The organism is Paraburkholderia hospita (genome assembly GCF_002902965.1).
Taxonomy (GTDB): domain Bacteria; phylum Pseudomonadota; class Gammaproteobacteria; order Burkholderiales; family Burkholderiaceae; genus Paraburkholderia; species Paraburkholderia hospita.
In genome coordinates this window covers 3147418-3163038 of the sequence record NZ_CP026105.1, presented here as the reverse complement: position 1 = coordinate 3163038, position 15621 = coordinate 3147418, and the positions used below count along the sequence as shown (strand labels likewise).

Below are 15621 nucleotides of genomic sequence, written 5' to 3'. Positions count from 1 at the left end.
AGACGAGGACGCTGCCATGCCTCCGCTGCGCGCCGGAAACCTGCTTGCGACCGTCGAAGGAATACGTCTGCACTCCAGCGAGTGCGCGCGATGGCAGCGCTGGGGTCCGTATCTGAGCGAGCGTCAGTGGGGCACGGTGCGCGAAGACTACAGCCCGAACGGCACCGCATGGGATTATTTCCCGCACGATCACGCACGCAGCCGCGCCTACCGCTGGGGCGAGGACGGCATTGCGGGTTTCGGCGACGACACATTGAACTGGTGTGTGTCGATCGCCATGTGGAACCGCGCCGATCCCATTCTCAAGGAACGCCTGTTCGGCCTCACGAACCAGGAAGGCAATCACGGCGAGGACGTCAAGGAACTGTATTTCTATCTCGACGGCACGCCGACGCATTCGTATATGCGGATGCTGTACAAGTACCCGCATGGCGCGTTTCCGTATCAGGATCTCGTCGAAGAGAACCGGCGGCGCGGTGCGGACCTGCCGGAATATGAAGTACTCGACACAGGTGTCTTCGACGACCTGCGCTATTTCGACGTGACCGTCGAATACGCAAAGAACACGCCCGAAGACATCGTGATGCGCGTCACCGTCGAAAACCGCGGGGACGAATCCGCCAGTCTCGATCTGCTGCCGCAAATCTGGGCGCGCAACAAGTGGTCGTGGAAGGAGTCGGACGAGCGCCCGAAGCTCATAAAGGAGACAGTGCACGGCGTCACGCGCCTGCTCGGCACGCATCCTGGTCACGAGCCGATGGTGGTGACGGCATGGTCGCCCGATACGACGGTCTTCGAGTGGCTGTTCTGCGAGAACGATACGAACGTCCGGCGCCATTTCAACATGGAGGCCGAAGGTCCGTTCAAGGACGGCTTCAACGACTACCTCGTGCATGGCGACGCCGACGCGATCCGGCGCGACGCGGGCACCAAAGCGGCCGCGCACGTGCCGCTGAATCTGCCGCCGCATGGGACGGCCGTCGTCTATCTGCGCTGGCGTCCCGAGTTTTGCCCCGATGAAACGCCGCTCGATGCCGAGCAACTGTTCGCGCAGCGCATCGCCGAAGCCGATGGGTTCTATGCGGCGTTGCAGCACCATATCGACGGCGCGGACGAGCGGCTCGTGCAGCGCCAGGCGCTGGCGGGCATGCTGTGGTCGAAGCAGTATTACCAGTTCGACGTCGAGCGCTGGATGGACGGCGACCCCTCGCAGCCGACGCCGCCCGCATCGCGCAAACAGGGACGCAATCGCGACTGGCGGCATTTGTGCAACGCGGACATCGTGTCGATGCCCGACAAGTGGGAGTACCCGTGGTACGCGTCATGGGACCTCGCGTTTCATGCCGCCGCGTTCGCGTTGATCGATCCCGCGTTTGCGAAGCGCCAGTTGTTGCTGCTCGTGAAGGATCGCTACATGCACCCGAACGGGCAGATCCCCGCGTACGAATGGGCGTTCAGCGATGCGAACCCGCCCGTGCACGCATGGGCCGCGTGGCGTGTCTATGAAATCGATCGCGCGTTGATGGGCAAGGGCGACCGCGATTTTCTCGAACTGGTCTTTCACAAACTGCTGCTCAACTTCGCGTGGTGGGTGAACCGCAAGGATGCCGACGGCCGCAATATCTTCCAGGGCGGTTTTCTTGGGCTCGACAACGTCGGCATTTTCGACCGCTCATCGCCGTTGCCGACGGGCGGCCATATCGATCAGGCAGACGGCACCGCGTGGATGGCCGCGTATGCGCTGGACCTGATGCGCATCGCGCTCGAACTCGCGTTTGCGAATCACGTGTTCGTCGATATCGGCGTGAAGTTCTTCGAGCACTTCCTGTATATCGCGCAGGCCGTCAGTTGCGAAGACAACTGCGATACGGGCCTGTGGGACAGCGAGGACGAATTCTTCTATGACAAGCTGCGCTTGCCTGACGGCTCCAATGTGCCGATGCGCGTGCGCTCGATTGTCGGCCTGATTCCGCTGATCGCCGTGCATGTGCTCGAAGAGCGTCTGCATGGCTCGCTGCCGGGTCTGCGCGACCGCCTTGTCTGGTTCCTGCGCAACAAGCCCGATCTCGCGCGGCTGGTGTCGCGCTGGAACGAGCCGGGGCGCGGCAATAGCCTGCTGCTTTCGTTGTTGCGCGGCCATCGGATGAAAGCGCTGCTCAGGCGCGCGCTCGACGAAGCCGAGTTCCTGTCCGATCACGGAGTGCGCGCGCTGTCGCGTGTGCATCGCGATCAACCTTACGTCTATCAGCACAACGGCCAGAGCTTCTGCGTGAAGTACTTGCCCGCCGAATCGGATTCGCGCGTGTTCGGCGGCAATTCGAACTGGCGCGGGCCGGTGTGGATGCCCGTCAACTATCTGCTGATCGAGTCGCTGTATGAGTTTCATCGCTATTACGGCGACGATTTTCGCGTCGAGTATCCGACGGGCTCGGGCAACCAGCTTTCATTGTCCGAAATCGCCGACGCACTCGCACAACGCACGACCACACTTTTCCTCAAGGACAAGAACAACGAGCGACCTGTGATGGCTGCGTATCCGCTGTTGCAGGCGGACCCGCGCTCACAGGATCTCGTGCTCTTTCACGAATACTTTCACGGCGATAACGGACGCGGCGTGGGCGCGTCGCATCAGACGGGATGGTCGGGTCTCGTCGCGTTGCTGCTGCAGCCGCGCGAACTTGCAAGCTCAGGCTTCGTGCCTGAAACGGGCGAGGCGCAGGATGCCGAAGTGGCGGCTTCCGTGAAATAGACCGCGCTGCCCGCAGCTATTGCAGCGGTTCGATTGAACTGTGCGGCATGGCGGCGGGTCTTTCAGATATCGCCACTCGTATGGCTCATTCATGGAAAGACTGCCATGTCCAATGACGCAAACGACGCTTCATCGACTACCTCGTCAGCAAGCTGCAAGATCGGCGCAGGGCCGCATGCAGCCGCCGCGGGTCCCGCAGGCAAACGGCCTTCGCCGCCGTGCACGCTGGTCATCTTCGGCGCGGGCGGCGATCTGACTAAACGTTTGTTGACGCCGTCGCTGTACAACCTGACCGTCGATGGCCTGCTCGACGACGGCATGCACATCATCGGCGTCAATCACGGCGAGCGCGAAACGAAGGAATGGCTCGGCGATCTCGGCAAGTCGCTGGAGCAGTTTGCCGCCAACAAGGCTAGTGAAGCGCATACCGGCAAGGTCGACGAGAAAGCCTGGAAGTGGCTTTCATCGCGCATGGAATACATGGCGGGCGAATTCGAAACCGACGATGCATTCGAAGCGCTCAAGCAGCGCATCGAGAAAACGCCGCACGGCAATGCGATCTTCTACCTCGCGGTGGGCGCCGGCTTTTTCAGGCCGATCGTCGAACGTCTCGGCAAGCTTGGCTTGCTGAAAGAAGACGCGCAGCGCAAAGGGAGCTTCCGGCGTCTCGTGATTGAAAAGCCGTTCGGCACGGACCTCGCGTCCGCGCGCGATCTCAATGCGCACATACTGGGTTACGCAAACGAATCGCAGGTCTATCGCATCGATCACTTTCTCGGCAAGGACACCGTGCAGAGCATCCTTGCCGTGCGTTTCGCGAATGCGATGTTCGAGCCCGTGTGGCGGCGCGAGTACATCGACAACGTGCAGATCACGGCGGCCGAGACGCTTGGCGTCGAAGGGCGCGGCAAGTTCTACGAGCAGACGGGCGCATTCCGCGACATGCTGCCGAACCATCTGTTCCAATTGCTCGCAATGGTTGCGCTGGAGCCACCCAATTCATTCGATGCGGAAGCCGTGCGCGACAAGAAAGCCGAACTCTTCGCCGCCATCGAGCCGCTGAAGCGCGACGACGTCGTGCTCGGCCAGTATGAAAAGGGCGATGCGGGCGTCGGCTATCGCGACGAACCCGACGTCGCGCGCGACAGCACGACGGAAACCTATGCGGCCGCGCGCGTGTTCATCGACAACTGGCGCTGGGCGGGCGTGCCGTTCTATCTGCGCACGGGCAAGCGCATGGCCGCGCGCCGCACCGAGATCGCCGTGCAACTCAAGCGCGTGCCGTTTCTGATGTTCCGTGACACGCCCGTCGAAGCGCTGACGCCGAACGTATTCACGCTGCGTATCGATCCCGCACATGGCACGCGCTTCGACTTCAACGCGAAGGTGCCCGGACCGGCGATGCAGATCGGCGCGGTGCGCTCGGCGTTCAACTACAACGACTACTTCGACGAACGCGCGAACGTCGGCTATGAAACGCTGCTCTACGACTGCATGCTCGGCGACGAGACACTGTTCCAGCGCGCCGACAGCATCGAGTCGGGCTGGTGCGCGGTCGATCGCGTGCTGCATCCCGAAGGCGGCGCGCTGCCCGTGCATGGTTATCCGGCGGGCAGCAGCGGGCCGGCGCAAGCCGATGAACTGCTCGCGCGCGATGGCCGCGCGTGGCGTTCATTGCAGAGCAAAGAGTAGTCCTGTCACAACGACGAACGAAAGGGGGACGATTTGGCTAAAGCTAAAGTACAGACGCGACGAAACACCAAAAGCGACGGTGAACGGATACTCGCCATCGACGTCGGCGGCACGGGGTTGAAGGCGGCCGTCATCGACGCGGACGGCGACATGAAAAGCGAACGCGTGCGCGTCGCGACACCGCATCCCTGCACGCCTGAGCAACTCGTCGATGCGCTCGCGACGCTCGTGCAGCCGCTCGTCGATGCGCAGCATCCAACCTTGATGTCGATCGGCTTTCCGGGCGTCGTGCGGGACAACCACGTGCTGACGGCACCGAATATCGGCGATGCGAGCTGGCGCGGCTTCGCGCTCGCGGAACAACTGGCGGCGCGCGCCGGCGGCTTGCCCGTTCGCATGATCAACGACGCCGAGATGCAGGGCTTCGCCGCGATCGAAGGGCACGGCATCGAATTCGTGCTGACGCTGGGCACGGGCGCGGGCACCGCGCTCTTTCGCGACGGCGAACTGATGCCGCATCTCGAACTCGCGCATCATCCCGTCAGCAAGGACCGCACGTATGACGAGTACATCGGCAATGCGGCGCGCGAGAAGGTGGGCAACAAGCGCTGGAACCGGCGTGTGGAGAAGGTGATCGCCATCCTCGCTTCGCTCGTCAACTACGACAAGCTGTGGATCGGCGGCGGCAATGCGGAGCGTCTGACGTTCGAGTTGCCGTCGAATGCGACCGTCGTATCGAACGCGGCGGGCATCGAAGGCGGCGCGAGGCTCTGGCATCCGAAGTCGGTGCGGGAGACGCGGCAGTTGCCGGAAGCGAATCAGGAGTCGGGCGTGTTCCGTTGAAAGAGCGGGCGGGGGCGAACAACTGAGTTGAATTTTCTGCCAAAATCTGCCCTAATCTTTCCTTATGGAAAAGAGGCTTGTGAAGATTGGCGAAGCGGCAACGATGCTCGGCGTCGCGGTCTCCACCCTGCGTAAGTGGGAGGAGACCGGCGAACTACTGCCTGCGCGTAAGACTGCTGGGGGCACGCGCTATTACGCCGTGTCGGACCTGCTCGGCATCGGCAACGAGGACGCGCCGACAGTCTGCTACGCCCGTGTTTCTTCGCACGACCAGAAGGACGACCTTGAGCGTCAGCACGCGATGCTGGAAAGCTACTGCGCGGCTAAAGGCTGGCGCTGCGAAGTCATCAAAGACCTTGGCAGTGGCATGAACTACCACAAGAAAGGTCTCGATCGTCTGCTCGAAATGATTCTGCGCAAGCAGATGAAGCGGCTCGTAATCACGCACAAAGACCGCCTCCTGCGCTTCGGCTCCGAGTTGGTGTTCGCCATGTGCGCGGCGCAGAACATCGAAATCGTCATCATTCACAAGGGTGAGCAACCTTCGTTCGAGGAAGAACTCGCGAAAGACGTGCTCGAAATCATTACGGTGTTCTCCGCGCGGCTGTACGGCTCGCGTAGCAAAAAGAACAGGCAGCTTATCGACGCGCTGAAGGAAGCTGTCAGGTGATTGTCCGCGTCCACAAAATCCGCTTGGACCCGACCACAGAGCAAGCGAAGTATTTCGCCCGCGCGTGCGGCGTGGCTCGCTTCGCCTATAACTGGGCGTTGGCGGAATGGACGCGCCAGCACAAGGAAGGTGGCAAGCCGAACGAGGCCGCGCTTCGCAAGCAATTGAACTCCATCAAGGCCGTCGAATTCCCGTGGATGGCAGAGGTAACGAAGTGCGCGCCGCAGGTCGCAATCAAGAATGTCGGGCTCGCGTTCGACCACTTCTTTCGTCGCGTGAAGCTCGGCAGAAAGCCGGGATATCCGCGCTTTAAGCGCAAGGGCATCCGCGATTCATTCCGCGCCGATAATGGCCCCGTGAATGCGTCTAGCCATGCCGTGCAGGTACTCGGAAGGACCGTGAAGCTTCCGCGCTGCGGCGTTGTTCGCATGCGTGAGGAATTGCGCTTCGCCGGGCGCGTGCTGGGCGCGACCGTGAGCCGCATGGCCGATGGTTGGTATGTGGCTCTGTCGGTGGAGACAGAGGGGCGCCTGAAGGCCGCAGAGGACCGTGGCGCTGTCGGCGTTGATCTTGGCATAAAGACACGCTGGCGACATTCAGCGACGGCGGCGGCGCTCCTGCGTTGAAGCCGCACCGCGCCGAGCACAAGCGCATCGTGCGCCTGTCGCGCTCGCTGTCGCGCAAACAGAAGGGAAGTGCAAACCGGGCCAAAGCGAAAACCAAGCTCGCCAGGCTGCACCTGCGTATCGCGAACGTCCGTAAGGATGCTATGCACAAACTAACGGCGAATCTCGCAACGAACTACTCGACTATCGGTATCGAGGACCTGAACGTATCGGGCATGCTGAAGAACGGCAAGCTCGCACGCGCCATCGCCGATGCAGGGTTCTTCGAGTTTCGTCGTCAACTCGAATACAAAGCCGCCATGACCCGCGCACAGGTGATTGTGGTGGACCGCTTCTATCCAAGCAGCAAGACGTGCTCGGCATGCGGCGCAATCCATGCAATCACCTTGGGTGAGCGCGTTATCGAATGCGGCTGCGGGCTAAAGATGGACCGCGATTTGAACGCGGCCATCAACATTCGGCGCCAAGCTTTGGCGCAGCAGTCTGTGGAGAGGAAGGCTCTGGCGGGTGCTTCGGCAACCGTGAAACCGGCCTCTGTGAAGCAGAAAAAGTCAGGTTTGCACAGCAATGTGCAGACTACTTAGAGCGGAATAAACGGGCATGGCCGTTCGTTTCCTCCGATGCGCTCATGAACGCGTGAGCGCATCCCATTCGACGGAGCCGTCCAATGAAAACTATCTCTAACACCCGGCTCGCAGCCATTGCGCTATGTATGGCGCTCTCGTCAGGCTTCGCGCACGCCGTGGCGGCCGACGCCTTCGAAGTGATCTCGCCGGGCACGCCCGACGGCGGCACCATCGATTCGAGCCATGCAGCCAGCGCGAACAATTGCGGCGGCGGCAACCAGTCGCCCGCCGTGCAATGGCGCAACACGCCATCCGGCACACGTAGCTTCGCGGTGACGCTCTTCGATCCCGACGGCGCCAAGGGCATTGGCGTGATTCATTGGGTGCTGTACGCGATACCCGCGTCGATGAACGCGATGCCGCATGGCGCGTCGGCCCCCGCAGGCAGCGTGAGCGGCATCAATCGCACCGGGCAGCCCGGTTATTACGGACCTTGCCCGCCCATCGGCGACGTGCCGCATCACTACGTGTTGCAGGTCTACGCGCTCGATCTCGCGCCCGATGCGCTCCCGCCTAATCTCAATCACGACGCGTTTCTCGCGGCCGTTACGAATCACGTGCTGGCCGCGAGCAGCACCGTGCTGCGCTACGGACGCTAGTGCAGCATTAACGCTCAGCGCGGCGCATCGCCCCAGCGGTATTCGACGGTCGCTTCGTCGAGCTGCTTCTTGATCTCGGGGTCGAGCACGAGGTCGACAGCGGCGAGCGAGTCGTTCAACTGCTCGACACGGCTCGCGCCGATGATCGCCGACGTGATGGTGGGATTCGCGAGCACCCATGCAATCGCCGTCTTCGTCATCGGCTCGCCCGTTTTCGCGTTGATCTCGCGCAGTGTCTCGATGGTCTTGAATTCGCGCTCGTGCCAGTAGCGCTCCGAGTACATCTCACCTGCCTTGCCGACTGTCTCCGTGAAGCGTCCGTCCGCGGGCTTCGCGTCGTGTCGATGCTTGCCCGTCAGCAGGCCGCCCGCAAGCGGGTTATAGGGAATCACGGCCAGGCCTTCTTCGTCAGCGAGCGGCAGCAATTCGCGTTCGATCTGACGGAACAGCAGGTTGTAGCGCGGCTGCACGGACACGAATCGCGCGGTACGCAATACGTCGGAGCGTCCGAGCATGCGCGCGAGCCGGTACGCCAGATAGTTCGAGACGCCGATATAGCGCGCCTTGCCCGAGCGCACGATCACGTCGAGCGCTTCGAGTGTTTCGTCGAGCGGCGTGTCGCGGTCGTCGGAATGCAGTTGGTACAGATCGACGTAATCGGTGTTCAGGCGGCGCAGCGAATCGTCGATGGCGTCGAGCAGATGCTTGCGCGACGCGCCCTGATTCCAGGCGTGCGGACCGACCTTGCCGACCGCTTTAGTCGCGAGAATGAAGCGGTCGCGCTTGCCCTTGAGCCAGCGTCCGATGATTTCCTCGGTGCGTCCCGCAAGGTTTTCGTCGCCGCCTAGCGGATAGACATCGGCCGTATCGATGAAATTCACACCGGCGTCTGTCGCCTTGTCGAGAATGCCATGCGACACGTCTTCTTCGGTTTGCAAGCCGAAAGTCATCGTACCGAGACACAAACGCGAGACAGTAAGACCAGTATGGCCGAATTTGCGGTATTGCATGTTCGACTCCGCGAGAAGGAAACTATAAGAGGTTGAGTGCAGCGGGATGGAAATGCAGAAGAGAGAGCATAGCGGCTATTGCGAATCCGCGTTGCTGCGCTGCCGTCAAGCATTCATTGCGCTGACACCGTATTGCGCTTTGCAGGAAAACTTTTCAGACGCGTAAGGTCTAAACGGCTTTGTCGTCGGGTCGAGGTTTCATATCCGGGAGGTTGATACCGATGAGTGTCGAACATAACGTCAGTCAGGAGATCGAGCACAGCAGTTCTCATGCGCGCGCTGTCATTGCCGGCGCGGCGGTTGTCGCAGTGGGTTTGCTGGTTGCATGCGCGATTGTCATTAGAAGAAAGAAGGGCAATGTGCACGTGCCCGAGCCGGCAAAGAGCGTTGATGTGGACCGCTATGCGGGGCGCTGGTACGAGTTCGCGCGCTACGACAATCATTTCGAGCGAGGCCGCGATTTCGTCACGGCGGACTACGCGAAGCGCGACGACGGCTTGATTAGCGTGCTCAACACGGGTCGCGAGGGCGGTGCAGATGGACTGCGGCGCGTCGCGCGTGGCAAGGCGCGTGTGGTCCCCGGGTCGGACAATGCAAAACTGAAAGTATCGTTCTTCGGGCCGTTCTACGTCGGCGACTACTGGGTGCTCGACCACGCCGACGACTATGACTGGTCGATCGTCGGCGAACCGAGCGGCACCTATCTGTGGATACTCACGCGTGAAGCGAAACCCGCAGTCGAACTGCAACGCGCGCTGCTGGAACGCGTTCGCGCATTAGGCTATGACGTGTCGATGCTGCGCCGGACGCAGCAGTAAAGATCGTTTGAAAATTTTTCTAGTCGCCTTTCCTTTTGCGAAATCACGCATCGCTTATCCGGCATTTCCAGTGACGCATGGCGGCTTTGCGCGGTAACTCTTCCCTTCTATTCGTGAACTTTTGCGCAATTACTGCCGCATTTTCGTGTCGGCATGAATTTCGCATTGACGGACGCCACGCAATTGCGCATCGCTCTGCGCTGACCGATGCGACTTCTCAAAACCGGAATGTGACTGCCCACGTAAAGTGTCGAGCGAAACAACCGTGGCTGTCGCACCTTATTGCGTCAAATGCCATGGATATCAACCGTACACTCACCACCATTCGAAGCGGCGCGCATCAGATCACTGACCATCAGGACGATATATTCTTCGCCGCCGTGTCGACGACACGCATGCCAATGGTTGTCACCGATCCGAACCTGCCCGACAACCCCGTGATCTTCGCGAACCATGCGTTCCTGCGCATGACGGGCTATGAGCTGCCGGAGATCATCGGCACCAACTGCCGCTTTCTGCAGGGGCCGGAAACGGATCGCGCAACCATCGACGAAGTGCGGGACGCCGTCGCGCATCGCCGCGAGATCGCGACGGAGATTCTCAACTATCGCAAGGACGGCTCGACGTTCTGGAACGCGCTCTTCATTTCGCCCGTCTTCAACGAGCAGGGCGAACTGGTGTATTTCTTCGGCTCGCAACTGGACGTGAGCCGCCGCCGCGATGCAGAGGACGCGCTGCATCAGGCGCAGAAGATGGAGGCGCTCGGGCAACTGACGGGCGGCATTGCGCACGACTTCAACAATCTGCTGCAGGTGATGGCCGGTTATGTCGACGTGCTGCAAATGGGCATTGAAGGCAATGCGCAAGGTCCGGTGATGGCGCAAAGCCTCGATCGCATACGCGGCGCGGTCGCCAAAGCCACGACGCTGACACAACAGCTGCTTGCGTTTGCGCGCAAGCAGAAACTGGTGGGGCGCCCAGTCAATCTGAACACGCTGGCGGACAGCATGGTCGAACTCGCGCGGCGCACGCTTGGCGAGAACGTTTCGCTGAAGACCGAATATGAGGATGGCCTCGGCAATTGCCGTGTCGATTCGACCCAGCTCGAAGTCGCATTGCTCAACGTGCTGCTCAATGCACGCGACGCGCTGGCAAGCCAGCGCGACGGTGTGGTGACAGTGCGCACGGAGACGGTCGAACTGGAGCAGCAGGCAATGGTCGGATTCGCCGACCTGCGGACCGGCCGCTACGTGAGCATTGCGATCTCCGACAACGGCTGCGGCATCCCGCCTGAGATTCTCGACAGGGTGATGGACCCGTTCTTCACGACGAAGGACGAAGGCAAGGGTACGGGCCTCGGGTTGTCGATGGTATATGGCTTCGCGAAGCAGTCGGGCGGCGCTGTGAACCTGTATTCGGAACCGGGCATCGGCACCACGTTGCGGCTTTATTTCCCGGCTGTGGAAGGCAATGTGCAGCGTCGTCCGTCCGCACCGAAGGCGATCGAAAAGGCGGGTAACGAAACGATCCTGATCGTCGACGACCGCGTCGAAGTGGCGGAAGTCGCGCAGGCGATGCTCGAGCAGATCGGCTATCGCACGCGCGTCGTGCTGAACACGAAAGAGGCGATGGATATTTTGCAGGACGGCACGGCTGTCGACCTGCTGTTCACCGACCTCATCATGCCGGGAACCATGAACGGCGTGATGCTCGCGCGCGAGGCGCGGCGCCTGCAACCGAAGATCAAGGTGCTGCTGACGACAGGCTATGCCGATGCGTCGCTCGAGCGGACCGATGCGAACGGCAGCGAGTTCGACATGATTCACAAGCCCTATCGGCGCGTGGAACTGGCGCGCAAGGTTCGCATCGTGTTGAACGGGCCGACAGGTGTCGGTTAGCTTTCAGCCAGGGCAATTACGCGTGCATTTGAGCCAACTGAGCAGGGCGTAATCGTTTCATTTACCGCAGGCTGCGGATAGAATTTGTACCCGGTTCCGTTCAACCTGCGGCGGATCGCGCGGTGCTAAAGGAGTATCGCGTGTTCGCATTTAATCCGAATCTCGAATGCTGCGACCATCAATGCCACATAACGAAAGCGAACGGGTGGAGACGTTGCGTTCGCTTCACATACTCGATACTGCGCCGGAAGAACGGTTCGACCGTCTCACGCGCCTCGCGCGACGTTTGTTCGGCGTGCCCATTGCGGCCGTGACGCTGGTCGACAGCCACCGCCAGTGGTTCAAGTCGCATCCCGGCATCGACGCTTCGGAAACATCGCGCGATGTGTCTTTCTGCGGCCACGCGATTCTCGACGACGAGCTGTTCCTCGTGAACGACGCGTTGCTCGATGTGCGCTTCTCCGACAATCCGCTTGTCACGGGCGATCCGAATATCCGCTTCTACGCGGGCTATCCGCTCACCGTCGACAACGGCAGCCGGCTCGGCACGCTATGTCTGATCGACGTGAAGCCACGCGCATTGGATGACGAAGAGCGCGTGCTGTTGCGCGATCTTGCGCGCATGGCCGAGCAGGAAATCTCCGCCGTGCAGCTTGCGACCACGGATGAACTGACAGGCCTGTCGAATCGCCGCGGCTTCGAGGCACTCGCGCAGCATGCAATCAGGCTCTGCAAGCGCGCGCAAAAGCCCGCGTCACTGCTGTTCTTCGACCTGAACGGCTTCAAGAATATCAACGACGTGTACGGTCACGCGGAAGGCGACCGCGCGTTGATTGCATTTGCAACGGTATTGCAAACGGCATTGCGCGACAGCGATGTGATCGGCCGGTTAGGCGGCGACGAGTTCGTCGTGTTGCTGAGCGACTCGGATGAAGAAGGGACGACGCAGACCATTGCGCGTCTCAGACATCAACTGGATGTCCACAACCAGTCCGCGCAAACGCCTTATCAATTGCATTGCAGCGTTGGCACGGCGACGTATGCGCCGGACAGCCCGCAGAGTATCGACGACCTGCTCGCGCAAGCCGACGGTGCGATGTACGCGAACAAGCGCTCGCAACGCTGAAGTCTGGGCGGTTGCGCAAACGTTTAGCGTAGCCGCTTCTGTTGTATCAGCGCGCTGTCAGCGATTTTTCCAGTGCCCAACGTTCCTCGCGTTCGAGCCGCAGCAGTGCATGCTCGAACATCGCGCGCGCACGGCCCGAGATGTTCGCCAGATACACATGTAGCAGCGCATCGGCGGGCGTGCGCGACGCGCAGCTGACGCTGTACTGCTCGAATGCGCTCAGCTGCATGATGATGCTCGCGAGGTGCTTCGGGCATTCGCACGCGACGGTGGTCGACGCATGCGCCATCGCCATCAAGGTTTCGTCGGAGTAGTGCCGCTGCGGCGCGGGCTCGCGCATGTCGGGCTGCGTGGCCGCTTGTCCCGTCTTGCGCTGGATGTCGCTCATCATATGCGCGATCGATGCCTGATCGAGCGGCTCGCGTATCGTGCGCACGCCGACGCGCTCCAGCAGATTGATCGTGTTGGCGGCTGCGAACGAATACACCACGACGATGTTCTCTGCGTGAGTCGACGCACTCAGCGCGAGCACGCGCTCCACATCGTCCGCATGCAGCGACGGCAGATGAATGATCAACACATCTGCCGGCTGGTTCATGCGCTCGGTGAACGCGGCCGTCATGTTCTCGAAGACTTTCGGCTCACTCGCGAGCTCGGCCTGCATCGCGTGCAGATGCTGGCGGATGGTCTGCGCGAGCGCCGTGCCTACGATGCGCAGCCGCAAGCCCGGCCGCCCCTCCGTGAGCGGCGACACAGGCGTCTTGTCGACATGCATGAACGCGAGCCGTTCGAGTTCGCCCGTCTGCAAGGTGGCGATTGAGCCGATCGAATAGCCGCGATCGACGAGCCCCTTGATCATCGCGACGCGTCGCACGTCGGCTTCGCTGTAGAGGCGATGGCCGGACTGCGTGGTGGGCGGCGCGACCACGCCATAGCGGCGCTCCCAGATGCGCAGCGTGCCGACAGGGAGATTCGCCATGCGAGCGACGGCGCCGATGCGATAGCGCGGTACGACTTCTGGATCATCCACGGTGTTGTTCATGAGACTCGGCGAGAAACCCCGGCATTCATGCCGGCGAGGGATGGCGCGACGTGCGAAGCATGCCCATCACCCCCCGCCGTCTTGCCGGAAGCTGTCGTTGGGTTGAAGGGAGTACGCATAGCCGTCACCACGCTGGACAAGCTTGCAGTAGCGATGGCTGATGCCCTGAACGACAGTCATGGCTGTCTGGATATTGAACGAGCCCGTCGCGCGCACCGCAACGCGACCGGTATGAACACCAGCTTTTTTGCCGTGCGGTACGTCGGCGCGCACGTGGTCGCCGGTCTGGAACCCTTGCACTTGCTTTTGCCGCATCAGATAGCCACGAGGGAAGCCGTGGCGCGTCAACCGCGTACGCTGGTAGCTGCCGCGCCCCGTCGCCCTGATGGTCAGCGACGGCCGCTGCCAGCCGCGCAGCGCGGCGACCTCGCCGACACATACCGCATCGAGGGCATGGGTTTTCGGAATGTTATGCGTGACCCTATTGAATTTCGTTTGTCCACCTGAGGCGAGTTCGAGCGGCAGGCCGGTGGTCCGCAGTGCACTCGAGAGCGCCCGGCGCGTCGCATTAACGGCCGCAGCGTCGTTCAACGGACGCGAGGCGGTGGCAAGAATGCGCGCAAGGCGCTTCGGATCCTTGACGTACTCACGCACGTCGAGCGCGCCCTTGTCCTGGTTGCATTCGCCACACGCGAGCCCCAGATTGCCGATGCGGTTACTGCCATTGCGCGCCCTGGCTGTAAGGTGCTCGACCTGGAGCGGGCGATCCGTGGCATCACAGTAGATGCAGGTACGGCTCCACTTCCCGAGCAGATATTCGCGCACTTCGTAGCCCGCGAGCGTGCCCTGCTGATACATGACGCCCGAGATCTCAGGATTGGCGAGCGCCTGCATGTCAAAGCGGACCTGCTCCGAAGAGAGCGCTGTGACGGGTGCCCAGCGGCGCATGCGATTCACCCATGCGATTGTAATGTGAACGCGATGCATGAGGCTCGGCGGAAGCCAGCCGGACGGCCTCGTACGATTGAGGAAACGCGGGGTGCGGTAGCGCAGGTTGGTGCGACGACGGCGACGACATGCCCGCCGTGCTGTCAGCGCCTCGCCAATCTGGCGGCCACGGTGAACCAGCTCGAACAGGTTGAGCACAGCGATGGCGTCATCGGTCTCGCGCACAAGCGCCATGCCGGTGACTCTGCTACCGGGATCGAGCTTGAGGCGCAGCGGCTGGAACGAGCAGACCCCGATTTGACGATCCACAAGGCGGATAACAAACGGCATGACGCGATGCACGCGGGCGCGGCCACGGGCAAGCAACAGTCTCGCGCGCTTTTCATTGCACGGCATGAGCGGTTTGCCTCGTCGATCCAGCACAAACACAGCCACGGCGACTCCTTCAACAACGGTGCCCTTACGGGCCTTGTGACGCTTCCCTTACGGGAAGTCTCCCCTCGACGATGTTGCACAGCAGGTGTCAGCGCGCTGGCTGACGGGAATGATCCGTTTCGTGCTTACCCGATCGCGTGTCTGCAACCATTCCTTCCAGAGCTTGGCACTGAGGAAGCATGCCAGGGTGGGTCTGCCGTCTTCTGTGCAACGTAGTGCCTTACGGCACCGGGTCTGGTCAACCCGAGCCTGAGTGACAGTCTCAAGCTCCACCCTTCAGGATGGGGTAGTTGACGAATCGAAAACCCTCGGGGAAGTCGATTCGAGTCTAACAAGCGCGACGATGATTTGAGGCGGATTTTTTTATTCAACAATGACGCAAAGCCGCATAGACAAACGCTCTGCGCAATGCAGGCCTTTGACACGCAAGCTTTTGCGGGTTCTTGTCCTCATTCTGTCGCGCCAATGCGCCGCGTTACACAAACTGTCGTTTGTACTGATTTTGACCAGGATCGAGTGGTGCGAGACCTGTCATGCCT

At 61.4% G+C, this 15621-nt stretch carries 13 protein-coding genes; 10 read left to right on the top strand and 3 right to left on the bottom strand.

All coding sequences use genetic code 11. The features are described from left to right. Positions 1–16: 16 nt before the first annotated feature. The 7 genes from C2L64_RS14380 to C2L64_RS14355 all read left to right on the top strand — a co-directional run bounded on the left by C2L64_RS14380 (position 17) and on the right by C2L64_RS14355 (position 7805). On the top strand, positions 17–2749 hold the full coding sequence (locus tag C2L64_RS14380) for an MGH1-like glycoside hydrolase domain-containing protein (RefSeq protein WP_086919220.1): 2733 nt from the start codon (positions 17–19) through the stop codon (positions 2747–2749). Between the two features lie 105 nt (positions 2750–2854). Further along, a complete protein-coding gene (gene zwf / locus C2L64_RS14375) occupies positions 2855–4441 on the top strand; it encodes a glucose-6-phosphate dehydrogenase (RefSeq protein WP_090838297.1) in 1587 nt (528 codons plus the stop codon). Between the two features lie 33 nt (positions 4442–4474). Beyond that, positions 4475–5284 (top strand): ROK family protein, encoded by an 810-nt coding sequence (locus C2L64_RS14370; RefSeq protein WP_090838299.1) that lies wholly within the window; start codon positions 4475–4477, stop codon positions 5282–5284. Between the two features lie 64 nt (positions 5285–5348). After that, on the top strand, positions 5349–5954 hold the full coding sequence (locus tag C2L64_RS14365; protein WP_090838300.1) for an IS607 family transposase: 606 nt from the start codon (positions 5349–5351) through the stop codon (positions 5952–5954). A 23-nt stretch (positions 5955–5977) separates the two neighbouring features. Beyond that, a complete protein-coding gene (locus C2L64_RS54865) occupies positions 5978–6580 on the top strand; it encodes an RNA-guided endonuclease InsQ/TnpB family protein (protein ID WP_244144574.1) in 603 nt (200 codons plus the stop codon). Continuing rightward, a complete protein-coding gene (locus tag C2L64_RS54860) occupies positions 6577–7164 on the top strand; it encodes an RNA-guided endonuclease InsQ/TnpB family protein (RefSeq protein WP_244144575.1) in 588 nt (195 codons plus the stop codon). The genes C2L64_RS54865 and C2L64_RS54860 overlap by 4 nt, the downstream gene beginning before the upstream one ends. Before the next feature lie 83 nt (positions 7165–7247). After that, positions 7248–7805: a YbhB/YbcL family Raf kinase inhibitor-like protein gene (locus tag C2L64_RS14355; protein ID WP_090838302.1), complete on the top strand. Its 558-nt coding sequence runs from the start codon at positions 7248–7250 to the stop codon at positions 7803–7805. 14 nt (positions 7806–7819) lie between these two features. Here the strand turns inward: C2L64_RS14355 and C2L64_RS14350 are convergent, their stop codons facing one another. Then, the gene (locus C2L64_RS14350) at positions 7820–8815 is read right to left on the bottom strand and encodes an aldo/keto reductase (protein WP_090838304.1); all 996 of its coding nucleotides are present in this window, start codon (positions 8813–8815) and stop codon (positions 7820–7822) included. 221 nt (positions 8816–9036) lie between these two features. On the opposite strand from C2L64_RS14350, the gene C2L64_RS14345 reads away from it, so the two are divergent. The 3 genes from C2L64_RS14345 (at position 9037) to C2L64_RS14335 (ending at position 12657) form a co-directional block, all read left to right on the top strand. Then, on the top strand, positions 9037–9633 hold the full coding sequence (locus C2L64_RS14345; protein ID WP_090838306.1) for a lipocalin family protein: 597 nt from the start codon (positions 9037–9039) through the stop codon (positions 9631–9633). A gap of 296 nt (positions 9634–9929) precedes the next feature. Then, positions 9930–11531: a hybrid sensor histidine kinase/response regulator gene (locus tag C2L64_RS14340; RefSeq protein ID WP_090838308.1), complete on the top strand. Its 1602-nt coding sequence runs from the start codon at positions 9930–9932 to the stop codon at positions 11529–11531. Between the two features lie 166 nt (positions 11532–11697). Beyond that, positions 11698–12657 carry a sensor domain-containing diguanylate cyclase gene (locus C2L64_RS14335; RefSeq protein ID WP_090838311.1) on the top strand — a complete coding sequence of 320 codons (960 nt, stop codon included), beginning with the start codon at positions 11698–11700 and terminating at the stop codon, positions 12655–12657. 46 nt (positions 12658–12703) lie between these two features. On the opposite strand, the gene C2L64_RS14330 is transcribed toward C2L64_RS14335, so the two are convergent. Continuing rightward, on the bottom strand, positions 12704–13699 hold the full coding sequence (locus tag C2L64_RS14330; RefSeq protein WP_007737742.1) for a MerR family transcriptional regulator: 996 nt from the start codon (positions 13697–13699) through the stop codon (positions 12704–12706). Between the two features lie 66 nt (positions 13700–13765). After that, a complete protein-coding gene (gene iscB / locus C2L64_RS14325; protein ID WP_176133863.1) occupies positions 13766–15082 on the bottom strand; it encodes an RNA-guided endonuclease IscB in 1317 nt (438 codons plus the stop codon). Positions 15083–15621 lie beyond the last annotated feature (539 nt).

Bases quoted from the DNA above. Each gene is read 5' to 3' on its own strand.
- C2L64_RS14330 (WP_007737742.1), bottom strand. From the start codon at position 13,699: ATGAACAACACCGTGGATGATCCAGAAGTCGTACCGCGCTATCGCATC.
- C2L64_RS14340 (WP_090838308.1), top strand. From the start codon at position 9,930: ATGGATATCAACCGTACACTCACCACCATTCGAAGCGGCGCGCATCAG.
- C2L64_RS14380 (WP_086919220.1), top strand. From the start codon at position 17: ATGCCTCCGCTGCGCGCCGGAAACCTGCTTGCGACCGTCGAAGGAATA.
- C2L64_RS14365 (WP_090838300.1), top strand. From the start codon at position 5,349: ATGGAAAAGAGGCTTGTGAAGATTGGCGAAGCGGCAACGATGCTCGGC.
- C2L64_RS14335 (WP_090838311.1), top strand. From the start codon at position 11,698: ATGCTGCGACCATCAATGCCACATAACGAAAGCGAACGGGTGGAGACG.
- C2L64_RS14345 (WP_090838306.1), top strand. From the start codon at position 9,037: ATGAGTGTCGAACATAACGTCAGTCAGGAGATCGAGCACAGCAGTTCT.
- C2L64_RS14355 (WP_090838302.1), top strand. From the start codon at position 7,248: ATGAAAACTATCTCTAACACCCGGCTCGCAGCCATTGCGCTATGTATG.
- zwf (WP_090838297.1), top strand. From the start codon at position 2,855: ATGTCCAATGACGCAAACGACGCTTCATCGACTACCTCGTCAGCAAGC.
- C2L64_RS14350 (WP_090838304.1), bottom strand. From the start codon at position 8,815: ATGCAATACCGCAAATTCGGCCATACTGGTCTTACTGTCTCGCGTTTG.